General features: G+C 65.8%; 26 protein-coding genes. 18 read left to right on the top strand and 8 right to left on the bottom strand.

The window, feature by feature from the left end; all coding sequences use genetic code 11:
* Positions 1-30: 30 nt before the first annotated feature.
* From FFI87_RS29815 to FFI87_RS29805, 3 genes are all read left to right on the top strand, one after another.
* Positions 31-927 (top strand): DMT family transporter, encoded by an 897-nt coding sequence (locus FFI87_RS29815; RefSeq protein WP_138850785.1) that lies wholly within the window; start codon positions 31-33, stop codon positions 925-927.
* Between the two features lie 600 nt (positions 928-1527).
* The gene (locus FFI87_RS29810) at positions 1528-2682 is read left to right on the top strand and encodes a branched-chain amino acid ABC transporter substrate-binding protein (protein WP_006756574.1); all 1155 of its coding nucleotides are present in this window, start codon (positions 1528-1530) and stop codon (positions 2680-2682) included.
* Between the two features lie 87 nt (positions 2683-2769).
* Positions 2770-3072 (top strand): XRE family transcriptional regulator, encoded by a 303-nt coding sequence (locus tag FFI87_RS29805; protein WP_138850784.1) that lies wholly within the window; start codon positions 2770-2772, stop codon positions 3070-3072.
* Between the two features lie 120 nt (positions 3073-3192).
* On the opposite strand, the gene FFI87_RS29800 is transcribed toward FFI87_RS29805, so the two are convergent.
* The 5 genes from FFI87_RS29800 to FFI87_RS29780 form a co-directional block, all read right to left on the bottom strand.
* Positions 3193-3747, bottom strand: coding sequence for a PaaI family thioesterase (locus FFI87_RS29800; RefSeq protein ID WP_138850783.1), 555 nt, complete (start codon positions 3745-3747; stop codon positions 3193-3195).
* Entirely contained in the window at positions 3744-4910 is a 1167-nt protein-coding gene (locus tag FFI87_RS29795) for a radical SAM protein (RefSeq protein WP_138850782.1), read from the bottom strand. Before FFI87_RS29795 ends, FFI87_RS29800 begins: the two co-directional genes overlap by 4 nt.
* Complete coding sequence (locus FFI87_RS29790; RefSeq protein ID WP_012372181.1) at positions 4907-5593, bottom strand: Phenylacetic acid catabolic protein; 687 nt, start codon at positions 5591-5593, stop codon at positions 4907-4909. Before FFI87_RS29790 ends, FFI87_RS29795 begins: the two co-directional genes overlap by 4 nt.
* A 94-nt stretch (positions 5594-5687) precedes the next feature.
* Positions 5688-6461: a thioesterase II family protein gene (locus FFI87_RS29785; protein ID WP_261378675.1), complete on the bottom strand. Its 774-nt coding sequence runs from the start codon at positions 6459-6461 to the stop codon at positions 5688-5690.
* Positions 6462-6547: 86 nt separating this feature from the next.
* A complete protein-coding gene (locus FFI87_RS29780) occupies positions 6548-7321 on the bottom strand; it encodes a hypothetical protein (RefSeq protein ID WP_249185718.1) in 774 nt (257 codons plus the stop codon).
* A 55-nt stretch (positions 7322-7376) separates the two neighbouring features.
* Between FFI87_RS29780 and FFI87_RS29775 the strand changes: the two genes are divergently transcribed.
* The 12 genes from FFI87_RS29775 (at position 7377) to FFI87_RS29720 (ending at position 16944) form a co-directional block, all read left to right on the top strand.
* Complete coding sequence (locus FFI87_RS29775) at positions 7377-7616, top strand: hypothetical protein (protein ID WP_138850779.1); 240 nt, start codon at positions 7377-7379, stop codon at positions 7614-7616.
* A 69-nt stretch (positions 7617-7685) separates the two neighbouring features.
* The gene (locus tag FFI87_RS29770; protein WP_138850778.1) at positions 7686-8108 is read left to right on the top strand and encodes a DUF4902 domain-containing protein; all 423 of its coding nucleotides are present in this window, start codon (positions 7686-7688) and stop codon (positions 8106-8108) included.
* A 64-nt stretch (positions 8109-8172) separates the two neighbouring features.
* The gene (locus FFI87_RS29765) at positions 8173-8778 is read left to right on the top strand and encodes an acyl-homoserine-lactone synthase (protein ID WP_138850777.1); all 606 of its coding nucleotides are present in this window, start codon (positions 8173-8175) and stop codon (positions 8776-8778) included.
* Positions 8779-8857: 79 nt separating this feature from the next.
* Positions 8858-9718, top strand: coding sequence for an alpha/beta fold hydrolase (locus FFI87_RS29760; RefSeq protein WP_012372176.1), 861 nt, complete (start codon positions 8858-8860; stop codon positions 9716-9718).
* The gene (locus FFI87_RS29755) at positions 9715-11235 is read left to right on the top strand and encodes an amino acid adenylation domain-containing protein (RefSeq protein ID WP_138850776.1); all 1521 of its coding nucleotides are present in this window, start codon (positions 9715-9717) and stop codon (positions 11233-11235) included. The genes FFI87_RS29760 and FFI87_RS29755 overlap by 4 nt, the downstream gene beginning before the upstream one ends.
* 16 nt (positions 11236-11251) lie before the next feature.
* Positions 11252-11500 (top strand): acyl carrier protein, encoded by a 249-nt coding sequence (locus FFI87_RS29750; protein ID WP_012372174.1) that lies wholly within the window; start codon positions 11252-11254, stop codon positions 11498-11500.
* Between the two features lie 78 nt (positions 11501-11578).
* The gene (locus FFI87_RS29745; RefSeq protein WP_006749751.1) at positions 11579-12505 is read left to right on the top strand and encodes a chlorinating enzyme; all 927 of its coding nucleotides are present in this window, start codon (positions 11579-11581) and stop codon (positions 12503-12505) included.
* 72 nt (positions 12506-12577) lie between these two features.
* On the top strand, positions 12578-12844 hold the full coding sequence (locus FFI87_RS29740) for a phosphopantetheine-binding protein (RefSeq protein ID WP_006749752.1): 267 nt from the start codon (positions 12578-12580) through the stop codon (positions 12842-12844).
* 47 nt (positions 12845-12891) lie between these two features.
* Entirely contained in the window at positions 12892-13713 is an 822-nt protein-coding gene (locus tag FFI87_RS29735) for a hypothetical protein (RefSeq protein ID WP_012372173.1), read from the top strand.
* On the top strand, positions 13713-14762 hold the full coding sequence (locus FFI87_RS29730) for a succinylglutamate desuccinylase/aspartoacylase family protein (protein WP_138850775.1): 1050 nt from the start codon (positions 13713-13715) through the stop codon (positions 14760-14762). The genes FFI87_RS29735 and FFI87_RS29730 overlap by 1 nt, the downstream gene beginning before the upstream one ends.
* Before the next feature lie 24 nt (positions 14763-14786).
* Complete coding sequence (locus FFI87_RS29725) at positions 14787-15608, top strand: hypothetical protein (RefSeq protein WP_138850774.1); 822 nt, start codon at positions 14787-14789, stop codon at positions 15606-15608.
* 133 nt (positions 15609-15741) lie between these two features.
* Entirely contained in the window at positions 15742-16944 is a 1203-nt protein-coding gene (locus FFI87_RS29720; RefSeq protein WP_138850773.1) for a PLP-dependent aminotransferase family protein, read from the top strand.
* Positions 16945-17012: 68 nt separating this feature from the next.
* Here FFI87_RS29720 and FFI87_RS29715 read toward each other — a convergent pair whose 3' ends face one another.
* Together FFI87_RS29715 and FFI87_RS29710 are read right to left on the bottom strand one after the other, a co-directional pair.
* Positions 17013-18257: a cation:proton antiporter gene (locus FFI87_RS29715; protein ID WP_138850772.1), complete on the bottom strand. Its 1245-nt coding sequence runs from the start codon at positions 18255-18257 to the stop codon at positions 17013-17015.
* A gap of 217 nt (positions 18258-18474) precedes the next feature.
* Positions 18475-19380, bottom strand: a complete 906-nt coding sequence (locus FFI87_RS29710; protein ID WP_138850897.1) for a LysR family transcriptional regulator — start codon at positions 19378-19380, stop codon at positions 18475-18477.
* A 157-nt stretch (positions 19381-19537) separates the two neighbouring features.
* Here FFI87_RS29710 and FFI87_RS29705 point away from each other — a divergent pair, with 157 nt between their 5' ends.
* On the top strand, positions 19538-20137 hold the full coding sequence (locus FFI87_RS29705) for a LysE family translocator (RefSeq protein WP_011660923.1): 600 nt from the start codon (positions 19538-19540) through the stop codon (positions 20135-20137).
* 274 nt (positions 20138-20411) lie between these two features.
* Entirely contained in the window at positions 20412-21407 is a 996-nt protein-coding gene (locus FFI87_RS29700; protein ID WP_229203061.1) for an autoinducer binding domain-containing protein, read from the top strand.
* 193 nt (positions 21408-21600) lie between these two features.
* On the opposite strand, the gene FFI87_RS29695 is transcribed toward FFI87_RS29700, so the two are convergent.
* Positions 21601-24654 carry an FAD-binding and (Fe-S)-binding domain-containing protein gene (locus FFI87_RS29695; RefSeq protein WP_138850771.1) on the bottom strand — a complete coding sequence of 1018 codons (3054 nt, stop codon included), beginning with the start codon at positions 24652-24654 and terminating at the stop codon, positions 21601-21603.
* Positions 24655-24807: 153 nt separating this feature from the next.
* Here FFI87_RS29695 and FFI87_RS29690 point away from each other — a divergent pair, with 153 nt between their 5' ends.
* Entirely contained in the window at positions 24808-25698 is an 891-nt protein-coding gene (locus tag FFI87_RS29690; protein WP_138850770.1) for a LysR substrate-binding domain-containing protein, read from the top strand.
* Positions 25699-25707 lie beyond the last annotated feature (9 nt).

The following is a 25707-nucleotide window of genomic DNA, read 5'->3' as shown; positions in this document are numbered from 1 at the left end:
TAACATCTCGCCAGCCCGCACCATTGTCGCATGAATACCCTTTCCTCCTCGTCGCGCAACGCGCGACAGCCGCTCGTCGCGGCCGGCGCGGTGGCGTTCACGATCGTCTCGTGGGCCTCCGCTTTCCCGTTCATCCGGATCGGCCTGCACGGGCTGGCGCCGCTGCAACTCGCGGCCGCGCGCTTCGCGACCGCGGCCATGCTCGTGATCGCATGGCTGGCGTGGCGGCGACCCGCGAAGCCGTCGACACGCGATGCGTTGCGCTTTCTCGTCTGCGGCTTTCTCGGCATCGCACTCTACAACGCGCTGCTCAATACCGGCGAGCAAACCGTGTCGGCCGGCGCGGCGAGCTTCATCGTGAACACGCTGCCGATCTTCACGGCGCTGCTGGCCGCGGTGTTTCTGCACGAACGCTTCAATCGCTGGGGATGGGCCGGTTCGCTGCTCAGCCTGGCCGGCATCGCGGTGATCGCGCACGGACAACCCGGCGGGCTCGTGCTCGGCTCGGGGAGCACGCTGATCCTCGGCGCGGCGCTGTGTTCGGCCAGCTATTTCGTGCTGCAGCGGCGGTTGATTCCCGTGTACGGCGCGCTGCCCTGCGCAGCGTATACGCTGCTGGCCGGCGCGCTCCTGCTCACGCCATGGTTGCCCGGCGCGCTCGTGTCGCTCGGCGGTGCGTCGCACGACACGATGCTGGCGGTGCTGGTGCTCGGCGTCTTTCCCGCCGCGCTGGGTTACGCAACGTGGACTGTCGCACTCGGCTACTTCGGCGCGGCGCGCGCCGCCAATTTTCTCTACCTGACGCCGGCGGTCGCGACCGCATTGTCGATGATGCTGACCGGCGAGCGGCCCGGCATCGAGACGGTGTGCGGCGGGCTGCTTGCTATTGCCGGCGTGATAGTCGTCGCGTTGCGCGGACGGGCGTAGGGTCGCGGATTCGTCGAACAGCACGCGACCGATCTGAGGGACGATCCGGCACGGGTCGGTCATGTCGGGCCCGCTTATCTGCAAGGCAGAACGTATACGCCGCTCATATCGACCCGCGCCAATTCGCCGACGCGGCCCGGCTTGACCGTTAGTTGCATCAAGCAGAGGGCGATGAAAGTGTGCAGACAAACCGACCGAACAGTTCTCGATTGATTGCATCGCACTGTCCATGGCCATCGGCATCGGCCCGGTCGAATAATCGGAGCAATCGACAGCGGCGCGAAACGGCCACCAACCTGCACGACGAGCCGGCGCAACAATCACGCGAATCGCCTCACATTTGCGCAAGGCTACGCAATTCGGCGAAGCGGGCGCATACGCGTTCGGATATATTCATACCAATTGCGTGTCGTCTGACGAAAGCATCCCGCTCGCTCGGGAACCGCTCGACGCCGGCGTTTTCCGTCGACGTCGAGCGCCCGGCGGCATGCAAGCCGGCCCCCTCACGGGTCATGGAAATTCGTCCTCCACGCCGATCGCCTCACAAGGGCGCGCAAGCGGCCGGACGGCACTAGAAATATCAATCAACGGAGATGGCAGATGGAACGAAGCACTGTCGGCATGCGCTGCAAACCCCTGATCACCGTCGCACTCGCAGCCGCCGCATTCGCGGCCGCGTCGGGCGCGATGGCCGACCAGGTCGTGAAGATCGGCAGCGTCGAACCGACGACGGGCGGCATTTCGCACCTGGGCAAGGACAACGAGAACGGCGCGCGCCTCGCGGTCGAGGAAATCAATGCGAAGGGCCTGACGATCGGCGGCAAGAAGATCACGCTGCAGCTCGACGCGCAGGATGACGCGGCCGACCCGCGGCAGGCGACGCAGGTCGCGCAGAAGCTCGTCGACGACAAGGTCGTCGCCGTCATCGGCCACCTGAACTCGGGCACGTCGATCCCGGCGTCGAAGATCTACAGCGACGCGGGCATCGTGCAGATCTCGCCGTCGGCCACGAATCCGACCTACACGCAGCAGGGCTTCAAGACGACCTACCGCGTGGTCGCGACCGACGCGCAGCAAGGTCCGGCACTCGCGAGCTACGCGCAGTCGAAGGGTGTGAAGAGCGTCGCGGTGATCGACGATTCGACCGCGTACGGCCAGGGCCTCGCGAACGAATTCGAGAAGAAGGCCAAGGCGCTCGGCCTGAAGGTGCTGTCGCACGACGCGACCAACGACAAGGCCGTCGACTTCCGCGCGATTCTCACGAAGGTCAAGGGCGAGAACCCGGACGCGATCATGTACGGCGGCATGGATGCCACTGGCGGCCCGCTCGCGAAGCAGGCAAGGCAGCTCGGCCTGCGCGCGAAGATCCTGTCCGGCGACGGCGTATGCACCGACTCGCTGGCCGAGCTGGCCGGCCCGGCGGCCGACAACGTGCTGTGCTCGCAGGCGGGCGCCGCGCTCGAGAAAATGCCGGGCGGCGCGGCGTTCCTCGCGAAGTACCAGAAGCGCTTCAACCAGGGCATCAAGTTCGATGCGCCGTTCGCGTACGACGCGGTCTACATCGCGGTCGACGCGATGAAGCGGGCGAATTCGACCGACCCGGCGAAGGTGCTCGCCGCGATGCCGTCGACGAAGTACGAAGGCGTGATCGGCACGACGACGTTCGACGCGAAGGGCGACCTGACGCACGGGATCATCTCGATCTACGGCTACAAGAGCGGCAAGAAGACCTTCCTCGACCAGGTGAAGATGTAACCCGCGGCGACGCCGGCACGACGGGCACGCCACCCGTCGGCGCCGGCGCCGCCCGGGTCGATTCGCGTTTTGCGGAGATGAAGCGACATGTGTGCAATGGCGTATGCGGAATTTCAACAGGAGTTGAAGAAGGCGCAGTTGACGGCGCGGGAATTCGCCCGTCTGATCCGGATGAACGAAAGTTCCATCACGAACTATTCGAGCAAGGGCACCGTCCCCTCCCACCTCGCGGTCATCGCGACCCTCATCGGCGCGCTCGCCGCGCACGAGATCGATTTCCGGCACGTGATCGGCAACACGGCGATCGAACCGAAACGCCCGCGCGGCGTCGGCGCGTTTCCGGCGGCGGGCAGCACGCCGGCCGGGAAAAAGAATCGCGACGCGTCGTGATCGGCCACGCCTGACAGCGGCGCGCTCGATCGACGCCGCGACATCCTGCGCCGCCTGGAGCAAGTGAACGGCGCTCCATGTTTGCGCACCGCGCGCGGGCCGCATCGCAATGCGCACCCGTCACGCAGCGGTCTGATCCTTCTCGAGCAGCGCAGCCAGCGCTGCCCGTTCCGACCAGTTGCTGCGACCGTCGCGTCCGGACGCGCGCTGCGCCAGCGTAGCCGCCCCGACCACGCCGGTGGCCAGCACGCTGCAGCGGCCCCGCCCTTCGATCAGCCGCGCCTCGACGAACACGACGCTGGGCGAGCGACGCATCGCCACGCATTCGACGACCGGGTAGGCCGTTCGGACCGGCTTCATGAACTGGATCGACATCTGGACGGTGCCGCAGGTGCGGCCCCGCATGTGCAGCACGCCGGTCACCGACATCGCGCAATCGAGCAGGCCCGCGATGATCGCGCCGTTGAGCGCGTCCGTGCCGAGTCCGCCCTCGTGCGCTTGCGTACGCGTCACCAGCGCCAGCCGAACGATCCGCGGGTCCGACAGGTCGAGCGACGCGCCCAGGTGGTCGATGATCGGCATCGCGCCGAGGCACGCCTGCCATTGCGCGCGCGCGTCGGCCGGCCCGGGAATGTCGAGCGCCTCGGCGGCCCAGCCGGCATGGGACGCCGTCATCGCACTGCCTCGGGCTGCCGGGCCGGCATTACGGCTAGCGGCACGGCATCGTCCGGAACATCGGCTCGCGGCGCGTCGCGAAACGGCGACCAGATGAACTGCTTCCAGTAACACTCCGCCACGCCGACCCAGTTCCGCAGCGACTCGATACCGTCGAGCGACTTGTCGAGGCTCACCATCAGCCAGCTGTAGACGGCCTGGCTGTCGCGGCAATCGCCGCAATGGCCCGACGTGCAGCACAACTCGACGGTCTGCAGATCCGGTTTCCACGTGTTGAACATCGGCAGCGCCGCGTGGCCGTTCGTCAATCGTTCGACATTGCCCGGATGGTCCTGACTCACGCTCGGGCACACGTCGTAGCCGAACTCGCCGCACCATGCGCGGCCGGTGACGATTGCCTCGATATGCGCGGGATGGTTCAGCACGGTGTCCGGATAGGCGCGTGCGACGCGCAACATTTCGGCCAGCAGGCGCCGACCGTTTTCCATCCGCAACGGGTGGCCCGTATCGTACTTGCTGTAGAAGTTGAACGTGACGACGTTGCCGTTGTCGCGAATGCGCCGCACCGTCGGTTCGATATGGCCGATGCCGTCTTCCGTCACCGCGAATACGAACGTGGCGCGCGGATCGGCCCGATAGTTGTCGAGCGCGGTTTCGAACAAGCCTTCGAATCGGCTGCCGCCCGGCCGGATCGCGCGAAGCGCGTCATCGAGCGGGCCGCCGCCGAACAGCGAGATGAACACCGTCACGCGCTCGAACGGTGCAATGTTCGGCAGCGGATTCAAGCCGTTCGTCGAGATCGACACGTAGCGCATTTCGTCGACGAAAGCCGCGATCCGGTCGCGAAACAGCGTCGGCTCTCCGCCGATCAACAGCACGCAGTTCACGCGCCGCTTGCGTTCGGCGGCGACGAATGCTCGCCACTGCCCGATCGACTTCACTTCGTGCGACTGCTGGTCATGACCGAACTCGAAGAACCAACAACCCTTGCACCGGATATTGCATGCATTTGTCAGGTGATACTCCGATGCGCGGACCAGCGACGAAAATCGCCGGACCTCGTTGAATCGTGCGGCCAGCGCCGGATCCTGTTCGAGCAGCGCCGGCAGCCGTTCGGCAATCAGCTCCTTGCGCCGCGCCTTGATGTCGCGTGCGTCGATCATGACAGCGCCCCGTCGCGGGTAGACATCTCCGGCACCACGAGCCCGAGCGCGCCCAGTTTCGGCAGGATCTTGCGGACGAAATGGCGTCGCAGCTCGCCGTTCGTCGTCTTTCGCAGCCCCCACTTGACGTACAACGCGGAGCGCTTCGATTCGTCCCGCCCGAACAGCCCGAGGATATGCGGCCACAGACGGTCGAGCGCCTGTTGGGCCTGCTGCCGTCCCGCGTCGGATGCGCATGCGTCGCGAATGATGCGAAACCCGTGCGCGACATGAACGTGCTCGTCCTTGATGATCTGCTTCACGAAAATCTCGCTGAACGGCGCGTAGCTCGACTCCTGAAACTCGAGCAGATGCTCGAGCACGACCGCCTCGCCCAGGAACGAAAAGATGCCCCGTTCCATCCAGTTCCGTACGCCGCGCACCAGTTCGTTCGCGTAATACGGACGCGCCTGGAAATGCTGCGTCAGCATCGCGCTCGTATCGACGTTCAGGTCCGCCAGCACCTCGGCGCTCAGTTCGTAATGCCGCACCTCCTCGGCCGCACGCTCGCAGCAAACGAATTTCTCGTATGCATTCGGCGCAAGGTTGTAGAACACCTGCGTGTAGTCGTCCGCGCCGGTCAGCTCCCCTTCCGTATGCACCATCATCAGATGCGTGGCGAGCGCCCGGTATTCGTCGGGCATGTTTCGGAAATCCTCCGGTGTCCTCACTGCATTTTTTCCGATTACCGGAGATGCCGCTTGCATCGTCTCCACGTGTGGTCTCCTGGGTTGTCTTCTAGGCGATCCGTTCGGCGGTGGATGTCGATGCCCGCGTCACCGCACCGCCGCTGGCCGACGCCGGGGGCTCGCCGAGGATTTCGCGCAGATGCGCAAGCACCTCCGCGCGATGCGAGTCGATGAAAAAATGCTCGCCGCCGAACACCCGCACGCCGACCGGCAACGACGAATACCGTTGCCATTCGCCCAGATCATCGAGTGCGACCAGCGCATCGTCGGCACCGGCGAGCACATGGATCGGGACCGGCACCGCGCGAATCGGCGCACGCCAGGTTTCCCGGCACTCGAGGTCCGCACGGATCGTCGGCAGGAACAGATCGATGAACGCATCCGCATCCAGCATCCCCGCGGGCAGCCCTTCCAGCAGATTCAGTTCCTGCACCAGTTCGTCGCGGGGCAGATCATGCAGCCGGCGCCGGCGTCGCGACGGCAGATGCGGCGCCGCGCATCCGGATACGGCAAGGGCCGACGGCGGCATGCCGACGTCGACGAGCCGGCTCGCCAGCTCGAGCGCCAGCGCGCCGCCCATGCTGTGTCCGAACAGCACGAGGCGCGCGTCGACGAGTGGCAGCACGCTTGCCATGACATGGTCGGCGAGCGCGCCCATCGTGCGCAACGGCGGCTCGCGGAAGCGCGCGCCGCGCCCTGGCAGTTCGACCGCGCACACTTCGACGTCGTCCGGCAACCCGGCATGCCAATGCGCGTACGCGGAAGCATTGCCACCGGCGTACGAGCAGCACACGAGCCGGATACGCGGCGCGCGGACCGGCATGAAAACTTTCAACGCTGCGGTCGGGGTCATGAGAGTCGGGGTCGGGAGGTCGGGTTCATCGGTCGAGCACGCGCCGGACGCGTACGTCACGCAGGCGAGCCGGTGTGCCGGCGGGCTTCCCACAGCGCTTCCATGCGCGCGGTAATGGCCGGAAGCTGATCGCGCGTCACGCAATACCTGACCGTACGCAGCGGCATGCGCAGGATCGGCAAATCGAACACACCCTCTCCTTGCGCCTCGATGCCGAGCCGCGTCTTGACCCGATTGGCGCCCACGTTGTCGGCCGGCGACTCGAACCGGATCGAATCGAGCGAGAAGCGCGCGAAGAATGCCGCCATCGCCTTCACGTACGACACGATGCCGATGCCGAGCCGCCGATGTTCCGGGCTCCAGATATGCGCGTGCATGACGCCGCTCACGTACTGTCCCGGCGCCGCTCCGACGCGCGGCTCGAGATGCGTGAGTTCGTGCACGCCGACGGTCTGTCCGTTCAGCGCGACGCTCAGGATCGCGTTGCGCGGCATGTCGGCGCGCGTGCCCCGCTCGATGTTGAGCGCGAGCATGTCGCGCATCTGACGGCGGCCGGGCAGCCGCGCCGGATCGACGCCCATCTCGATCAGATGGCTGTCGCCGCTGTCGTACCAGTACGCGATGAAGCCGTCGATGTCGGTGCTGTCAAAATCTCGTACCTCAATATCCGCTACGTCGATCACGCCACGCTCCCTTTGTCGCTTCGCCGCGGTCGACCAGGCCTTGCGTGCCCGCGTCGGGCCATGCCGTGAAGCGGCCGGCCAATCCGTCTGTCGCGATGATGCAGATATCCGGCACCGACCGTCAGCTGTAGTTTTTTGCAGGATCAAAGGAATTGCGCGTCGCCACGGTTAGTCGCAGAATGTTTTCGAAATCCGGCCATTCATGGCATCGAGTCCGCACTTTGAATCACAGCGGATGGCGTGGCTTCATGGCCTTTTTGGTATCCGAACCAATCCCGTCCGGATCACCGCGATTCAGCCGGATCACCTCCGGCATCACACCGCATATCGTCGCGCCAACGGCTACTTCCCGCCGCGCGATCCGATCCGTTCCGCATCGATGTTGTTCCGCTTCCGGCCTGCCGTGGCGACGCCGCGCGGCCAGTCGTCCGCCCATGTTTGAAGGTAACGGTCGTCATTCGCGCGCGATGCGCGCAGCGGCCGGGACGCACGCCAAACAAGGAGGTTGCTCTTGGATCTGAAACCGGACGGACATGCGGTGCCGGCTTACTTCGACACGTGTTCGCACGACGGGTACGTGCGCGTGTCCGCTACGCAGCTCGCATCGATCACGCTCGCCCTGCTCTATGCAGCGCGTGACGAACGCGTACTGAGCGACGCATGGGATCTCGGCCTTCCCGCGTGCCATGCCGGCCATTGCGAATGGATCGATACCAACTGGCGCCCGCCGATGACCTTCGGCTGGGCCTGGTTGACGGATCGCGATCGCACTTGCCGAATGTTTCCGAACAGCGTGACTTCCAACGTGATGATCGTCTGCGCAAGAGGCTACGACGTCGGGCCCGACCACACCCGCTCGCTGCTCGCGGACTGGATCAATACGCTGCCGTGGACGGTTAGTGTCCGCGCGCATCTCGCACTGCCGGTCCTGTAAAAAGTTGCAGTTTCGACGCGTCCTCCATTTCGCATTTAATGCGTACGTCCATTGGAGTTCGCACATGCACCAAACCACTATCGGAAACGCGTCGCAACTGTCCGCGTCGAACCTTGCGGCACTCGCGTCGTATCGACACGCAATCTTCATCGAGAAGCTGGGCTGGCAGCTTCCGGTAGTCAATCAGCAGGAGTTCGATCAATTCGATCGGCCGGACACGATCCATATCTTCGGTCGCGAGGAAAGCGGCGCGATCTGCTCGTGCGCCCGACTGCTGCCGACGACCCGGCCGTACCTGTTGAGCGAGGTTTTTCCCGGGCTGATGGGCGCGGCACCGGTGCCGAATGCGCCGGATATCTGGGAACTCTCGCGCTTTTCGTCCTACATCCTCGGCGCCGATTCCGGCGGCCTCAAGCGCGCGCATGCGAACACGCGCAGATTGCTGGCGGACGTCGTGGAATTCGCGCGCTCGAACGGCGTTCGACGGCTCATCACGGTGTCGCCGCTCGGCGTCGAACGGCTGCTGATGCGCCTGAACGTTCACGCGCACCGTGCCGCGCCCCCGCAGATCATCGACGGAAAGCCGGTGTTCGCGTGCTGGATCGAGATCGATGAAATCACTTGCGCGTCGCTCGGCATCGAATGTTCGCGCACGCCGACCCCGAGCTGAAATCGGGCCGGCCGCGGTCCCAACGCATGCCGTCCCGCGCGACGCGGCGACGCCCTTCCTTCCCTACGATATTCGTCCCATGCAGCGAGAGACCATTCCGGCCTTCGACGGTCGGCCCCTGCGAGTGTTTCATTCGGAACGCTCGACCGGCCGACGCAACCTGATGCTCGTTTTGCCGTTCGGCGTGCGTCACGCGATGGTCGAACGACTGTGCAACGCGCTCGAGCCGCACTTCAATGTGATCACGTGGGAATCGCGGTTCGTGCTCGACCTGCAGGACGATGCGACCGACGATGCATTCGACGTCGAATACCACGTGCGCGATCTCGTGACGGTCGCCTCGCATGCGAACGACTGCGTGGGTCACGACGGCCCGATCGATGTGATCGGCTATTGCTCGGGCGCCGGCGTCGGCCTGCTGGCCGCCGCGCGCTACCCCGACAGCGTCCGCCGGCTCGCGCTGGTGTGCGGCGAATTCATGCTGAAGCCGTCGGTCTGTCCGCCGAGCAGCTTCCAGCGCGAAGTGGACGTGCTCCTGCCGGTCGCGGCGACGAGCAAGGAAATGGCCGGCATGCTGTTCGACAAGATCTCGTCCGGCCGCAGCGCGCCGCAATCCGAATTTCATTCGTTCATCTCGGTGCCGTTCTCGAGCGCGGCACACCTGCACCGCTACGGACTGAACTACGTCGCATACCGGCGCACCGACTTCCTCGGCGAAGCCGGCACCGTCACGCAGCCGACGCTCGTGATCGCGACGCGAAGCGATCGACAGGTGCTCCCGGAAAGCGCACGCATCATCGTGGCGCACCTGCCGGACGCGAGCGGCGTGCACGAATTCGACGGCGACCACTACGAGCTGTGCCGCGCGCAGCCGGCCATGACCGACACGCTGCTGCAATTCTTCGGAACGCAAGCCAACCGATCGGAGCCCGTTCAATGAACCACTCGACCCTCGACGGCCGCTTTGCCGAGCAGGTGCGCCGCACGCCGGAGCGCATCGCACTGGAGGGAACGGCGCACGCGGCGCCGCTCACCTACCGCGAACTCGACCGGTGCGCGAACCGGCTTGCCGCGGTGCTTGCGCGGCATGGCGTGACGCAGGGCGCGCCCGTGCTGCTGATGCTGCCGCGCTGCTCGAACGCCGTGATCGCGATGCTGGCGATCGTCAAGCTCGGCGCGACCTTCGTCCCGATCGATCCGAACTACCCCACTGCGGTCAAGCACGCGTACGCACGTGACAGTGCGGCGCGGCACGCGATCGCGGCCGCCGGCGACGACACGCTGCGCGAGTCGGGACTGTCGGTCATCCACGTCGCCGATCTCGCGAACGACGGATCGGCCGACGATGCCGAAGACGCCGACGCTCCGCCACCCGCCGCGTCGCACGGAGCCGACGCGCCGGCCTACGTGATGTTTACGTCGGGAAGCACCGGCAAGCCGAAAGGCGTCGTGGTGCCGCATCGCGGCGTCGTGCGGCTCGTCGATCGGCCGAACTACATCGCGATCCAGCCGGACGATGCATTCCTGCTGCTGTCCCCGATCACCTTCGATGCGTCGACGTTCGAGATCTGGGGCGCGTTGCTGAACGGCGCGCGCCTCGTGGTATACGACGGCGCCATCTTCGATCCCAATGCCGTTTCGCAGCTGATTCGCGAACAGCGCGTGAGCGTGATGTGGCTGACCGCCGCGCTGTTTCATCTCGTCGTGCGCCGCTATCCGGCCATGCTGACCGGCGTGCGTGTGCTGCTGGCGGGCGGCGACGTGCTGCATGCGGACGCGGTCAATGCCACGCTCGATGCCTTCCCCGGCATCACCGTCGTCAACGGATACGGCCCGACCGAAAACACGACGTTTACGTGCTGCCACGTGATGACGCGCGACAACCGGCCTGACGGCATCGTACCGATCGGCACGCCCGTGACCGGCACGTCGGTGCATGTCGTGCGCGGCGACGGCGATCTCGCGTCCGTTCCGGACGGGCAGGAAGGCGAGCTCTACACCGGCGGCGACGGCGTCGCGCTCGGCTATCTGAACCAACCCGACGCGACCCGCGCGGCCTTCGTGCCGGATCCGTCCGGGCCCGGCAGGCTCTACCGCACCGGCGACATCGTCCGGCGCCGTGCGGACGGCACGCTCGAATTCGTCGGTCGGCGCGATCGGCTCACGAAGATCCGCGGCTACCGCGTGAGCCTCGACGAGGTGCAGCAACTCGTCGCGCGCTTGCCGTGCGTGGAGGAATGCGTCGTGCAGGTTCGCGAAGACCCGAACGGCGAAAAGTTGCTGGTCGCCACGGTCCAGGCCAACGAACAGCACGACAACATGCCTGCGTTCATTCGCGCCGAACTGCGCAAGCTGGTGCCTGGTTTCATGATTCCCGACGCCATCGCCGTGTGCGCCGAACTACCGGTCAACGCGAACGGCAAGGTCGATCGGGTTCGACTCGCAAGTCCCATCTGAACATCCGGAGAACGTAATGACTGAAAAAACTGTTGCCATCCCCGACATGATCGCCTCGACCTGCCGGGACACGCTCGGCTTTGCCGACCTGCGCGGCGACGAGGATTTCTTCGACCGGGGCGCCAGCTCGCTGACGATCGTCGAACTGCAGATTCAGGTCGAAAACCAGCTGCAGGTGCGGGTGCCGACCAGCAAGCTGATGGCTGCGCCCACGATCGACGGCTGGGCCGGCATCTACGAAGCAGCGGCCGCCGAACTCGCGTAAGCGCGTGCGTCATTTCCCGAACACCGCTTCGTCCCTTCGAAGCGGATGCATTTAATCGATTCGACCAGGAGCACCTCCATGCAGAACTTTCGACTGACGCCCGAGGAAATCGCCACTTTTCGCGCGCAAGGCTACATCGGCCCGTTCACGCTGTATTCGCCCGAGGAAGCGCGCGAGCGCTACAGGACGATCCGCGCGCAGCTGTTCGATCGTGAATACGCGGTGTACGACCTGCCGCCGACGAGCCCGATCGCCAATTACGATCGCCACCTCGACGTCAATCTGCTGAGCGAGCATATCGGCCGGCAGGAAATCGTCCAGCGGCTGAACTCGATTCTCGGGCCCGACGTCATCTGCTGGCGTTCGGAGATGTTCCCGAAATATCCGGGCGACGAAGGGACCGACTGGCACCAGGCCGACACGTTCGCGCATGCGTCGGGCCAGCCGCAGATCGTGTGGCCGGGCGACCAGCGTTTCGGCGGCGCGATCACGGTATGGACGGCGCTGACCGACGCGACCGAGCAAAACGGCTGTCTGCGCTTCGTGCCGGGCACACATGAAGAGATGTTCTACGACGAGTCGCGGAAGATGCAGTTCGATCCGTCCAACATCAATGCCCTCGAGAAGGACGGCATCAAGCGCGGCTTCTTCGGCTACGACTATCGCAGCCTGCAGAAGGATCCGGACTGGAAGCCGGATGAGAGCAAGGCCGTGTCGATCGTGATGAAGCCCGGCCAGTTCGTGATCTTCTGGTCGACGCTGATGCACTCGTCGTTTCCGAACTCGACGGTCGACCAGACCCGGCTCGGCTACGCGAGCCGCTACGTGCCGGCCGCGGTCAAGGTCTATCCGGACACCGACACCGTCGACGAATACGGCAGCAAGATTTCGCTCGACAAGTTCGGCGTCGTGCTCGTCTCCGGCGAGGATCGATTCGGGCACAACCGCCGCGTCGAGCGCAACGCCCGCGGCGTCAGCTTCGCGCAGCAACCGTCCTACGCCTGACCGACCGCACCCGCGGCCATGAAACCGGCGAACGGCGCGATGCGCCGTTCGTCATTCGACCGGTGCCAACCCATGATCCAGCCTATCGAGATACCTCATGTCCGGCGCGTCGACCACGTCGTCGCGTCCGTCGTGGCGAGCGTCCTCGGCCGCGACGCCGTGACGCCCGACGACGACTTCTTCACGATCGGCGGCTCGTCGATTTCCGCCGCGCTGGTGAGCACCCAGCTCGAGCGGCAGCTCGGCCACGACGTGCCGGTGCGCCTGCTGTTCGAATATCCGTGTCTTCGCGTCTTCAGCGAAAAACTGCTCGAATCCATGAGCGTGGCCGCACGGTAGTCCCGGGATCACTGTCCTGAATCGCCTTCTCCTCGGAGGAATTCGCTTTGAACAAGCACTATCGCGCCGAAATCTACGATTTCGACAAGCAGGTCGAGCGCGCGGATCTCACGCTCGCCGATGCCGCATTGCTGATTCGCGATCGCAAGGCCGCCGCGGTCCTTGTCGATCTGGTCGATCCGAGCGCGCTCGACCGATGGTGGGACGATCCGGCCTTCCCGCCGGTCACGCAGCACCAGAGCTTCGCCGGCGCCGGCAAGTCGGGGCTCGCGATCGGGCCGACCCAGCGGCTCGTGAAAGAGCAGCTGATCCCCGGTCTGATCGACTACTTCTCCTATGCAGGCCGCACGAATGCGGCGCTGCGCGACACGGAATTCGTCAAACTGTGTGTCCGCGAACTCGGCGCCGGTTCGGTTCGGGTCGGCGACTGGGGCGAACTCCCGCTCGTGTCCAAACGGGAATACCAGCCCGTGCCCAACGGGCTCTACAGCGTCCCGCCGCATTGCGACGCGATCCACTTCGGGCGCGAACCGCTGAACTGGCCGATCAAGGACGGTTACGACGAAGGCTACGATCAGATCTCGCTCTTCCTGTCGGTCCAGGACGCGGAAAACAGCGCGGGCCTCGTCATGTGGGACTACCGGCCCGCGACGCGCGCCGAGCTCGACGAACTGATGAGCGAATTCGCGCAAACCCGCCGCATCGATCGGCTGGACCGCGTGCGCAGCGTCACCATCAACGGGCGGCCAGGACAACTGAACATTCTCAATACGCGCGTCATGCACGCGGTCGAGCAATGCACAACCGTGCGCCGCACGCTCGGATCGTTCCTGGTCTGGCACGACGGTCAATGGCGGATGTTTCACTGATGACGGCCATCGCTTCAACGGTGGGTAACGACGCCGCGCGCAGTCGGCTCGAGGCCGAGATCGCTGCGTTCGAACGGTTCGCCGCATCGAGCACGATCGGTCGCGCGCGCGTCGAGCGGGTCGAGCGTTTCGGCTTCGTGATTCATCCGCCCCACGCGAACACGGCGCACGAGCCGCGATTCGACCTGTTGTTCATCGCGCTGACGCACGGCAACGAATACGCGGGGCTCCCCGTGCTCAATGCGCTTTGCCGCTACGTGGAGGCCGGCGTGCTGGCACCGTCGGTGTCGATCGGCTTTCTGCTGGGAAACGTCGACGCCGCGCGGCGCGGCACGCGCTTCGTCGAACGCGACTTGAACCGCACGTTCGGCCGCACGGGGCGCGACACGGCCGACGACCGACGGGCTCGCGAGATGGAGCCGGTGATGAGGCGCGCGCGCTTCTGCGTCGACCTGCATCAGACGATCGAACCGTCGGAAGCGCCGTTCTTCGTCTTCAACTACCACCCGACCAGCCTGCAACTGGCGCACGCGATCGCACCGGACACGCCCGTCGTCACGCATTGGGGCAGGCCGTTTTCCAGCGCGTCCGCAGGCGGCTGCACGTCGGACGAATTCATCCAGCAGGGCGACGGCGTTGCGCTGAGCATCGAGCTGGGCCAGAAGGGCTTCGGCCTCTATCAGATCGCGGCGGGCGTGCGCGTGTGCCTGGACGCGATCACCACCGTCAGCGCGGTCGTCCACGGCGCTTCGCTGCCGCCCGTCGATGCGTGCGTGAATCCGATCTATACGTGGGCGCACATCGTGCCCTATCCGGACGGCGAGGTCAGGCTCGACGCAGGCTTGCGGAATTTCCAGCCGATCCGGGCCGGCGATCGTCTCGGCACGCGGGACGGCGCGCCGCTCGTCGCCGGCACGAGCGGCCTGTTGCTGTTTCCGAAATACCGGCGATCCGAATCCGAGCCGAAGCCCGCGGAGCTTTACCGTCTATTGAGGCAACCGGCATTGTCCGAACTGGGCAAGGGCGACTGCCTTATGCCGCAATCCTAATCATTCCGCATACGTGGAGGCATCATGCAGCACACTTACCCAGCTCAACTGATGCGCTTCGGCACCGCGGCGCGCGCCGAGCGCATGACCATCGCCGCGGCGGTTCAAGCGCTCGATGCGGACGAAGCCGACGCCATCGTCATGGACATCGTGCCCGACGGCGAGCGCGACGCGTGGTGGGACGACGAGGGCTTCTCGAGCTCGCCGTTTACGAAAAACGCCCACCACGCGGGTATCGTCGCCACGTCGGTGACGCTCGGCCAGCTCCAGCGCGAACAGGGGGACAAGCTCGTTTCGAAGGCGGCGGAATACTTCGGGATTGCCTGTCGCGTCAACGATGGCCTGCGTACGACCCGATTCGTTCGCCTGTTTTCGGATGCGCTGGACGCGAGGCCGCTGACGATCGGACACGACTACGAAGTCGAGTTCCTGCTGGCGACGCGCCGCGTCTACGAACCCTTCGAGGCGCCGTTCAACTTCGCGCCGCACTGCGACGACGTGAGCTACGGGCGCGACACCGCGAACTGGCCGTTGAAGCAATCGTTTCCACGGCAGCTCGGCGGGTTCCTGACCATTCAGGGCGCCGACAACGACGCGGGCATGGTGATGTGGGACAACCGACCGGAATCCCGCGCCGCACTCGATGAGATGCATGCCGAATATCGTGAAACCGGTGCGATCGCCGCGCTCGAAGGGGCCGCGAAGATCATGCTGAAGCCACAGCCCGGTCAATTGACGCTGTTCCAGAGCAAGAACCTGCATGCGATCGAGCGCTGTACGTCGACGCGACGCACGATGGGCCTGTTCCTGATCCACCAGGAAGACGGCTGGCGCATGTTCGATTGAGCGACGGCAATCGTGCTTCGTGCGCGATTCGCTCGATACGCTTCCCATCCGCCGGCCGGTTCGACGAACCTGCCGGCCTTTTTCACTTCCGGCGGCCGTGGGCGCCGGCATCTTCGACAACAGGCACACCTCCATGAACGACATCGTGCTGGCCATGCGCGCGCGTGGCATCAAGTCCTCCGCAGTGCGCGAGCTGCTGGAATTCAGCAAGAACCCCGACGTGATCTCGCTGGCCGGCGGCATTCCCGCTTCCGACCTGTTCGACATGGACGGCATCGACGACACACTCGGCGCCATCCTGCGCGACGAGCACCGCGACCTCTTCCAGTATGGCCTCACCGAAGGCGAAGCGGGCTTGCGCCAGCAGATCAGCAACTGGGCCGGCACGCTCGGCATACCGGCTTCGCCGGAATCCATGCTGATCACGTCCGGATCGCAGCAGGGGCTCGATCTCGTTGCGCGCGTGCTGTTCGATCAGGGCGATCGCGTTCTCGTCGAGCGGCCGACCTATGTCGCCGCGCTGCAGGTATTCCAGTTCATCGGCGCCCGGATCGACGGCATCAACGGCGGCCCGGACGGGCTCGATCTCGACCAGGTCGAACGCGAACTGAAGCGCGGCGGCGTCAAGGCGATCTACCTGACGCCGAATTTCGCGAATCCGACCGGCTATACGATGCCGCTCGCGCAGCGTATCCGCCTGGTCGAACTCGCGCAGCGTCACGGCTGCGCGATCATCGAGGACGACCCGTACGGCCAGTTGCGCTTCAGCGGCGCAGCGATTCCGAGCCTGCTGTCGATCGCTTCGCAGCAGCCGGGCGGCAACCGCACCGTGTGCTACCTGTCCACCTTGTCGAAGATCTTCTCGCCCGGCGTGCGCGTCGGGTGGATCGTGCCGCCCGCGGCGCTGCGGCCGCCGATGGCCGTCGCGAAGCAGGCATTCGATCTGCACACGTCGACGCTGACGCAGGACATCGTCGCGCGTTATCTCGCGTCGGGCCGCCTGGCGTCCCGCATCGACGTGCTGCGCACCGCCTATCGCAGGCGACGCGATGCGCTGACGAAGGCATTGCGCGACGCATTCGGCAACGACCTGTCGTTCAACGAACCCGAAGGCGGGATGTTCCTGTGGTGCCGCTTCGCGCGGCAAGTTCCGGCGGAAAAGGTGCTCGAAGCGGCCGTCCGCGAAAAGGTCGTGTTCGTGCCGGGCAACGCCTTCTATGCATCCGATCCGGAACGCGACACGCTGCGCGTGTCGTACTCGATGCTCGGAGAACAGAGTGCCGAAGAGGCCGCTCGGCGATTGAAGCGTGCGTGGGACACCGTCGTACGCGATTGACGAAGTCGACGCTGTCGTGACGTGGCGCGGCGCGCATCCGGATACGCTTCCCCGTGCGCGCCGCCCCGTCACTTGCCGACGATCTGCATCGCCGGGGCCGAGCGCGAATGCGCGCGCAGCGTGAGCCGCACGAGCGGCGCGGTCAGCGCCGTCGTCACCAGCGCGAATATGACTAGGATCGTATAGACGCGGGTCGGAAGTATCTGCATCTGCAGCCCGATCGACAGCACGATCAGTTCCATCAATCCGCGCGTATTCATCAACGAGCCGACCAGCATCGCATCGCGCGGCGCAAGCCCCGTCACGCGCGCACCGACGTAGCTGCCGCCGAACTTGCCCGCGAACCCGCCGGCGAGAAACACGCCGAACCACACCCATGAAGACGCATCGTCGATCACCCCGATCGACGCGTGCAACCCGGCATACGCGAAGAACACCGGCATCAGCACGAGCTTCACGAAGCCTTCCACATTCTCGCGCCATTCCACGTCCAACCCAGGCACGCGACGCAGGAACAGCGCTGCCGACAGCGCCCCGAATGCGCTATGGAAACCGATCAGCGACGTTGCGACCGCCGACGCCAGCACGAAGCAGAACAACACCGCCAGCCGGTCGCGCGTCGCGTGCGCCGTTTGCGCCAGCCGCATGAGTAGCGGGCGAACGACGAAGCGCGCAAGCAACGCACTGAGCGCAAAAAACACGAGCAAGCTGGCGAGCATGCGCGCGAAGGCCCAGCCGGGCCCGTTCGAGAGCGACGCGATCGTCGCCAGCAACATCCAGCCGAGCGCATCCGTCAGCATTGCCGCCGACATCGCGTGCCGCGCGCCGCTCATCGCGCCGAGCCGCAGATCGTCGACGATGCGCGCCATGACCGGCACCGCCGACACCGCGAGCGCGACACCGCAGAAGAGCACGTATGGCAGCCACGGTGCATCGGCCGCGAGCGTGTCCTTCGACACGATCGCGATACCCATGCCGATCGCGGCCGGTATGCACAAGCCGCCGATCGCGACGGCGACGGGCACGCGCCACCGGCCGCCGCGCAACGTGACGCCGAATTCCATGTGCAGCCCGAGCTGGAACATCAGCAACACCAGCCCGATCTCACCGACCTGCGCCATCGCCGACGGCGCGCGCGGGCCGAACAGCACGTCGTAGAAATCCGGTGCGATCGCGCCGAACAGCGAAGGGCCGAGCAGGAGCCCGGCCGCGATCTCGCCGACGACCGCGCATTGGCCTAGCCGCTCGGCAACACGGCCGCACACGTTGCAGCACGCGATCACGAGCATGAGTTGCAGCAACCAGATAGTCATGGAATGCCTCGGGAAAAATCGACTGGCGGAAACGGGGAAGCGGCGCAAAGCCGAAGTGTGGTCGAACGCCCATCGCAACGCGTGCAGTACGTACGCACACTTCGCGATGCCGTCAACCGAATCTCGGCATCGATCCTATAGCGCGGCTAAGCGTGGCGATACTGGAAGGACCTACAGGCGGCCGGCGTGCGGCGACGGCCGCATGTGAAGCACGCCCTCAAGCCGCGCGATCGGCCGCACCGGACAACCTGCCATCGCCAACGGACGGCGCGTGGAGAAAGCCGTTGCGAATGAAGTTCGCCATTTCCTCGACCAGCGGCGTCGTGCCGGACGGCGGCAGATGCAAGGTCACGGCGAAATCCGGCAACGTGGGCAAGCCCTGCGCCGGTCGCAGCGTCTGCAGATCAGAGGGGACCGTCGACGCGAGCCATGCGGTCACCGCCATGTCCATTCGGACGGTCGCCTTGGTCGCCTCGATGTCGCCGTTTTCGAACACCGTCCGCCACGCGATCTCGTGCTGCGTCAACGCGTCGAACAATGCCGGGCGAAACACGCACGCGTCGCTGACGATCGACACCGCGAGCGGCCGCTTCAGGTGCGCGTTGCCGCCGACCGCGCCGACCCACGCGAGCGGCTCGATGCGCAGGCGTTCCCCGCCCGGCTCGCTCGCCGGCTGCTCGATCACCGCGATATCGACTCTCCCATCGAGCAGCGCGGCCGACAGTTCGACCGACGCAAGATTGACGAGCACGATCTCGACGTGCGGATAGTGGTGAGCAAACGCCTTGAAAATGCCGGCGAGATAGGTGCCGACCAGATCGGACGGCGCGCCGACGCGCAGCACGCCGGCAAATACCGGCTCGCTCATGTCGTCCCAGATGCGGTCGTTGAGCCGCACGAGCTGCTCCGCCCGCTCGAGCAGACGTTCACCCGCGGCAGTGAGTTTCAGGCGCCCCTGCGAGCGATCGAACAGCCGCTGGCCAAAGCACTCCTCGAGCCGCTTGATCTGCTGGCTGATCGCGCCCTGGGTCAGGTGCAGCGCGTGCGCCGCCGCCGTCATGGTCGAACGACGCGAAACGGTGACAAAGGTGCGCAACAGACTCGTATCGAGATTGCGGGGCATGGGGAAAAAATAGAGTATTAGCAACGCTAATAGGCTCATTATAAACATTCCATACCCTAGCTTGCGAAAGACTTTTAGAGTTTGTCAGGCACCCGATCCCATTCGAGCCAAGACGGATTCCAAAGCCGCACCGCTCTTCATACGAGGTTGTCCAACCATGTCCCAGACGCTGTTCTCCCTGATCGTGTTCGTCATCGTCGCCACCATCACGCCGGGCGGCGCGACCACGCTCGCGACGGCGTCGGGCACGCAGTTCGGGTTCAGGCGCAGCGTGCCGCTGCTCGGCGGCATCGCGCTCGGCCTTGCATCGCTCGCGGCAATCTCGGCGGCCGGGCTCGCCGGGCTGCTGCACGCGGTGCCGGCGCTGCAACTGATCATGAAAGTGCTGGGCTCCGCCTACCTTCTGTGGCTCGCATGGAAAATCGCGTCGAGCGGCGCGCCCAAAAGTCACGTGAATGCCTCGCAAACGCCGACCAGCTTCCTCGGTGGCGCGCTGCTGCTGTGGCTCAATCCGAAAGGATGGACGATGGCGCTCGGCGCGGCCGCGTCGTTCGCGGCGCTGACGCCCGACCCGATGCACCTCGCCGTGATACTCGGTATCGCATTCGGCATCGCGGCGATCTTTTCCCTCGTGCTGTGGTGTACGGCCGGCGTGCTGCTCGGCCGCACGCTGCGGACCGACCGTCATTGGCGCATCGCAAACGTTACGCTGGGGCTCCTGCTCGCGCTGTCGATCGTGCCGATCTGGCTCGACTGATCGTGCAGGCATGCCGTACCGCATGAAAGAGGCAACGTGCGCGCAGCACACGAGATGCGCGTAGCCGACAAGAACAAACGGCGGTTCGTCGTACCACGCCGTCGACAACGCTCGACTACACCACGGTCGAGCGCTTCGCTGAAGATTCGACTCGACGCTTGACGGGCTATCTGCCGGCCGGACGCCGGCGGGTCGCCGCCATGCATCGACGACACAACCGGGTCTGCATCACGCACGTGCGAAGCATCCGTGCGTGCACCCGGCGAAAGCATTCGTGCAGCACTTCAGGCGCCGGGGTCAGCGCGCTTTCCAGAACAACACACACAACAGCATCCGGCCGGAACCGGGTGCATCACGTCGGTGGCACTCGAAGGGCTTCACGCTTCTTCCCCGACTGATTCAGCCAGTCGATATCGACACGCCGCGGAAACCTCCTGGATCACTGTGTTGCGCGAGGGCTCGAGCTTCCCGGCTCCATGCGCAGCGAACATGTCGTCCGCGCACGCGGCCTGGTCATCGACCGCGTGCGTTTGACACTACACGCTATTTGGAGATTGTTGTGGATGCATGGAGAGAAGACGTCATGACGACGTTGTCGCGCGCGCTGAGCTTCGACGATGTATTCGAAATCGTTGCCGCACAGGCACGCGCGCTCGATTTTGAAATGTGCGCCTATGGCGCACGCGACCCGCTACCCGTGACGCGGCCCACGTTCCGTACACGCAATACCTATCCGGAATCCTGGCAACAGCGCTACATCGAGGGAAACTATTTCGCACGCGACCCCGTCGTCCGTTACGGGCTGATCTATACGTCACCGCTTGTATGGCCCGTCGACGCATGCGCCGACGAATCATTCTGGGAGGAAGCGAAGGCGCATGGGGTTGCGCACGGCTGGTCGCAGCCCATTCGCGACAAGCACGGGCGCATCGCGATGTGGAGCGTCGCGCGCAGCGCGGACCCGATTTCGGATCTCGAACTTGCCGCCACGGAAAGCCGGCTGATCTATCTGGCGCACGCCGCTCACGCGGTGAATTCGCGCCTGGTCGACGCGCCCGCGGCCGCGATGCAAATGGGCCCGTTCACCACGCGCGAAAAGGAAGTGCTGAAATGGGCCGCTGACGGGAAGACCGCGCTGGAAATCGCTTCCATTCTTTCCATCTCGGAGCGAACCATCACCTTCCACATGCAGAACATCATGGAGAAACTCAACTCGGTCAACAAGACACAAGCGATCGTCAAGGCCGTGTTGCTCGGCATCATCTACTAATTACAGGCGGCGCGAATCGGCTTCCCGTATCGGTTGCCGGCACAACGGCATACGTGCCTGAAGCGCGTGCATGCACGCCGCAGGTCCAGCCGCATGCGGAACCCGTCCGCCGCCCCGGTGTCCGGCGTCATGCCGGCGCCGGCCATGCCGAACGCTTGCGCGCCGTGCTCCGCATCGACGATTCGACCAGCCGTCACAGTCCATCACGCACGTGATCGAGCAGCGCCTGCAGCGGATGACGCACTTGCCGCGCGGACATGCGCTTCACCTGGCTGCGACACGAATAGCCGGTCGCCAGCGCTTCGCCCTGCGCTTGCGGCGCATCGACATGCGCGGCCCACGATTGTGCATAGATTGTCTTCGATGTGTGCAGGTTGCGCGCCTCGTGCCCGTAAGTTCCCGACATCCCGCAGCATCCGGTCGCTTGAACCGCCAGGCGCAACCCGCGGCGCGCGAATACCTGCGCCCACTGCTTGCCACTGTCCGGCGCGTTGGTCTTCTCCGTGCAATGCGGCAGCAACCGGTACGCGGCCGAAGGGTCGGCGGCGCCCGCGCTGGCTTCCGGCAGCGCGTGCAGCAGCCACTCCTGCGGCAGCGCGACCTTCGGCACGTCGGCCAGCCCCGTCACCTTCAGGTATTCCTGCCGATAGGTGAGCGTCATCGCCGGATCGAGGCCGACGAGCGCGACACCCGAGCGCGCGAGCGCGGCCAGTTGCGTCGCGTTGCGAATCGCCGCCTTCTCGAACGCGCGGAGAAAGCCCTGCACATGCAGCGCCTTGCCGTTCGGCGCGAGCGGCGCGAGCCACACCTGGAAGCCGATGCGCGCGGCCAGCTCGATCAGCGTCGCCAGCTGCTCGGTATCGAAATAGCGCGTGAACGTGTCCTGCACGATGACGACGCTGCGCGCGCGCTGCGCGTCGTTCAGCCCGGCGAGCGCGTGCGGATCGGCAGGCCGCACGTTCCACTGCCGGATCACGGCCGCGAGATCGAAGCGGCTCAGGAGCGGGCTGTCGACCATGCCGACGTGCCGCTCGAGCAGCGTGCGCACCCAGCCGGCGCGCATCAGCCCGTTGTACAGCGCCGGCACGCGCGCCATCCACGGCATCGTGAATTCGAGCGAGCCGATCAGGTAGTCGCGCACCGGCCGCAGGTAGCGCTGGTGATACAGCTCGAGAAAGCGCGAGCGGAACTCGGGCACGTTGACCTTGACCGGACACTGTCCCGCGCACGATTTGCACGCGAGGCAGCCGGCCATCGCGTCATACACCTCGTGCGAGAAGTCGGCGTCACCGTTGCGCGCGGCGCGGCTGTTGCGCCAGCGCACCGCGAGACCGCGCAGGAACGGCTGCCGCGCACGCGCCGCCGCGACGACGTCGATGCCGGCCTGTCCTTGCAGGCGCAACCATTCGCGCATCAGCGACGCGCGCCCCTTCGGCGACTGCACCCGTTCGCGCGTCGCCTTCCACGACGGGCACATCGCGTCGTCCGGATCGAAGTTGTAGCACGCACCGTTGCCGTTGCAGTGCATCGCGGTGCCGTAGCTCTGCCATACGCGCTCGTCGATCTGCCGGTCGTGGTCGCCGCGCGTGGGCACCTCGTCGATCTTCAGCAGCCGCAGCGTGTGGTCCGGCGGCGTCGCGATCTTGCCCGGGTTGAACTGGTTGTGCGGATCGAACGCGGCCTTCAGTTGCTGCAGCGACGGATACAGCTCGCCGAAGAACGCCGGTGCATATTCGGAGCGCACGCCCTTGCCATGCTCTCCCCATAACAGGCCACCATGCCGCTGCGTGAGTTCGGCCACCGCGTCCGACACAGGCCGCACCAGCGCGGCCTGCTTCGGGTCCTTCATGTCGAGCGCCGGGCGCACGTGCAGCACGCCCGCGTCGACGTGGCCGAACATCCCGTACTGCAGCCCGTGGCCGTCGAGCAACGCGCGGAATTCGGCGATGTACGCGGCCAGGTTCTCGGGCGGCACCGCGGTGTCCTCGACGAACGGCTGCGGGCGCGCCTCGCCCTGCACGTTGCCGAGCAGGCCGACCGCGCGCTTGCGCATCGCGTACACGCGCTTGACCGCCTCTTCACCGGTCGCGAGCGTGTGGCCCAGGCGTTCGACGCTCGTATCGGTGCGCAGATGCTCGACGAACGCACGCACGCGCGCATCGACGTCCTGCGCATCGTCGCCGCTGAATTCGATCAGGTTGATGCCGAGCGTCGGACGCGCTTCGTCCTGCGGGAAATACTCGGCCACGCTGCTCCACACGAAATCCTTCATCGCGAGCATCAGCACCTTCGAGTCGACCGTCTCGATCGACAGCGGCTTGAGCGCGAGCAGCGCGCGCGCATCGCGCAGCGCGTCCATGAAGCCGGCGTAGCGCACGTTCACCAGCACCGACACCTTCGGGATCGGCAGCACGTTCAGCTTCGCCTCGACGACGAAGCCGAGCGAGCCTTCGGCGCCGCACAGCACGCTGTTCAGGTTGAAGCGGCCGTCCGGTTCCCGCAGGTGCGCGAGATCGTAGCCGGTCAGGCAGCGATTGAGCTTCGGAAATTTCGCGTCGATCAGCGCGGCTTTTTCGTCGCTGATGCGGCGTGCGGTGCGATAGACCTTGCCGACCCGGTCCTGCCGCGCGCAGCGGCGTTCCAGCTCGTCGTCCGCGAGCGCGTCGCTGTGCAGCTGCTCGCCGCCCATCAGCACGAAGTCGAGCGCGAGCACGTGGTCGCGCGTCTTGCCGTACGTGCAGCTGCCTTGCCCGCTCGCATCGGTGTTGATCATCCCGCCGACCGTCGCGCGGTTCGACGTCGACAGCTCCGGCGCGAAAAAGAGGCCATGCGGCTTCAGCGCGGCATTGAGCTGGTCCTTGACGACGCCTGCCTGCACGCGCACCCAGCGCTCGTCGGCATTGATTTCGAGGATCCGGTTCATGTTGCGCGACAGGTCCACGACCACGCCGTCGGTCAGCGACTGCCCGTTGGTGCCGGTGCCGCCGCCGCGCGCCGCCACTGCGACGTCGCGGTGCGCCGGGTCGGCCAGCAGCCGCGCGACGAGCCGCACGTCCTCCGCATGCGCGGGACAGATCACCGCCTGCGGCAGACGCTGATAGATCGAGTTGTCGGTCGCCTGCACGGTCCGGTTCGCATGGTCCGCACGGATTTCGCCGGCGAATCCGGCGGCCTGGAGGGCGGCGAGAAAGTCGCGGTAACGGCCCTCGGGCGGGCTGACGGGACGGGGCAACGGAGCGATCGACATGGGATGAAAGCGCGAGATGGATGAGGCCGGCGCGCGGTCTCGATCAGAAACATGAGTTTTGAGCAAGGTTCCACGCCACGCGGAAATCCAGTATCTTGCGAATCATCGCGAGAAACAAACGAATTCTCCCCCGGCAAAACTTGCATAAAACTCATGAATTACCGCCGCCTGACCCCGTCCATGTCGCTGTTGCTGGTGTTCGAGGCCGCCGCGCGCCACGAAAGCTACACGCGCGCGGCCGACGAGCTGTCGCTAAGCCAGAGCGCGATCAGCCGGCAGGTGCAAACGCTCGAGGATCAGCTCGGCGTGACGCTGTTCCGGCGTGAGGGCCGCTCCGTGAAGCTGACGGAAGTCGGGCGGCGCTACTTCGTCGAGCTGAGCGGCGCGCTCGGGCGCATCCGCGGCGCGACGCTGCAGGCGATGTCGCACCAGGCCGGCGCCGGCACGCTGCGGCTCGCGACGCTGCCGACCTTCGGCTCGAAATGGCTGCTGCCGCACCTGCACGACTTCTATGCCGCGCATCCGGGCGTGACCGTGCACCTGCATTCGCGGATCGGCGGCATCGACTTCCATACCGACGATCTCGACGCGGCCATCACCGTCGGCGCGGGCGACTGGCCCGGCCTGCACGCGCACCGGCTGTACAACGAGTTCCTGATCGCGATCGCGAGCCCCGACGCGGCCGGGCGCCGCAAGGCCGGCCAGCGCACGCCGGCATGGGCGGTCGGGCAGACGCTGCTCGGCGTGACGAGCAATCAGCACGCGTGGGCGGAATGGTTCTCGCACTTCGGCCTCGATCATCGCGAGATGCGGATCGGCCCGAGCTTCGAGCTGACGTCGCATCTGATCCAGGCCGTGCGGGCCGGCATGGGGATCGGCCTCGTGCCGAAGGTGCTGGTCGAAGACGAACTGAGCCGCAACGAGCTCGTGTCGATCGGCGACGCGATCACCAGCCAGCGCAGCTACTACCTCGTGTACCCGCCGGAAAACGACACGCTGCCGTCGCTGGTGGCGTTTCGGGAGTGGTTGCTGAAATCGTGCTGACGCGTCGGC

The sequence above is a fragment of the Burkholderia sp. KBS0801 genome, from assembly GCF_005937855.2.
GTDB lineage: Bacteria > Pseudomonadota > Gammaproteobacteria > Burkholderiales > Burkholderiaceae > Burkholderia > Burkholderia ambifaria.
The sequence above is the reverse complement of the archived record's forward strand: the minus strand, read 5'-3'. Positions and strand labels throughout refer to the sequence as shown.

Coding starts and splice junctions, on each gene's coding strand:
- FFI87_RS29790 (WP_012372181.1), bottom strand. CDS start 5,593: ATGCCCGACGAATACCGGGCGCTCGCCACGCATCTGATGATGGTGCAT.
- FFI87_RS29710 (WP_138850897.1), bottom strand. CDS start 19,380: ATGCCCCGCAATCTCGATACGAGTCTGTTGCGCACCTTTGTCACCGTT.
- FFI87_RS29795 (WP_138850782.1), bottom strand. CDS start 4,910: ATGATCGACGCACGCGACATCAAGGCGCGGCGCAAGGAGCTGATTGCC.
- FFI87_RS29745 (WP_006749751.1), top strand. CDS start 11,579: ATGCAGAACTTTCGACTGACGCCCGAGGAAATCGCCACTTTTCGCGCG.
- FFI87_RS29755 (WP_138850776.1), top strand. CDS start 9,715: ATGAACCACTCGACCCTCGACGGCCGCTTTGCCGAGCAGGTGCGCCGC.
- FFI87_RS29695 (WP_138850771.1), bottom strand. CDS start 24,654: ATGTCGATCGCTCCGTTGCCCCGTCCCGTCAGCCCGCCCGAGGGCCGT.
- FFI87_RS29815 (WP_138850785.1), top strand. CDS start 31: ATGAATACCCTTTCCTCCTCGTCGCGCAACGCGCGACAGCCGCTCGTC.
- FFI87_RS29690 (WP_138850770.1), top strand. CDS start 24,808: ATGAATTACCGCCGCCTGACCCCGTCCATGTCGCTGTTGCTGGTGTTC.
- FFI87_RS29725 (WP_138850774.1), top strand. CDS start 14,787: ATGCAGCACACTTACCCAGCTCAACTGATGCGCTTCGGCACCGCGGCG.
- FFI87_RS29765 (WP_138850777.1), top strand. CDS start 8,173: ATGCACCAAACCACTATCGGAAACGCGTCGCAACTGTCCGCGTCGAAC.
- FFI87_RS29810 (WP_006756574.1), top strand. CDS start 1,528: ATGGAACGAAGCACTGTCGGCATGCGCTGCAAACCCCTGATCACCGTC.
- FFI87_RS29740 (WP_006749752.1), top strand. CDS start 12,578: ATGATCCAGCCTATCGAGATACCTCATGTCCGGCGCGTCGACCACGTC.
- FFI87_RS29715 (WP_138850772.1), bottom strand. CDS start 18,257: ATGACTATCTGGTTGCTGCAACTCATGCTCGTGATCGCGTGCTGCAAC.
- FFI87_RS29785 (WP_261378675.1), bottom strand. CDS start 6,461: ATGCCGGTCCGCGCGCCGCGTATCCGGCTCGTGTGCTGCTCGTACGCC.
- FFI87_RS29750 (WP_012372174.1), top strand. CDS start 11,252: ATGACTGAAAAAACTGTTGCCATCCCCGACATGATCGCCTCGACCTGC.
- FFI87_RS29720 (WP_138850773.1), top strand. CDS start 15,742: ATGAACGACATCGTGCTGGCCATGCGCGCGCGTGGCATCAAGTCCTCC.
- FFI87_RS29800 (WP_138850783.1), bottom strand. CDS start 3,747: ATGACGGCGTCCCATGCCGGCTGGGCCGCCGAGGCGCTCGACATTCCC.
- FFI87_RS29775 (WP_138850779.1), top strand. CDS start 7,377: ATGGCATCGAGTCCGCACTTTGAATCACAGCGGATGGCGTGGCTTCAT.
- FFI87_RS29805 (WP_138850784.1), top strand. CDS start 2,770: ATGTGTGCAATGGCGTATGCGGAATTTCAACAGGAGTTGAAGAAGGCG.
- FFI87_RS29730 (WP_138850775.1), top strand. CDS start 13,713: ATGACGGCCATCGCTTCAACGGTGGGTAACGACGCCGCGCGCAGTCGG.
- FFI87_RS29705 (WP_011660923.1), top strand. CDS start 19,538: ATGTCCCAGACGCTGTTCTCCCTGATCGTGTTCGTCATCGTCGCCACC.
- FFI87_RS29760 (WP_012372176.1), top strand. CDS start 8,858: ATGCAGCGAGAGACCATTCCGGCCTTCGACGGTCGGCCCCTGCGAGTG.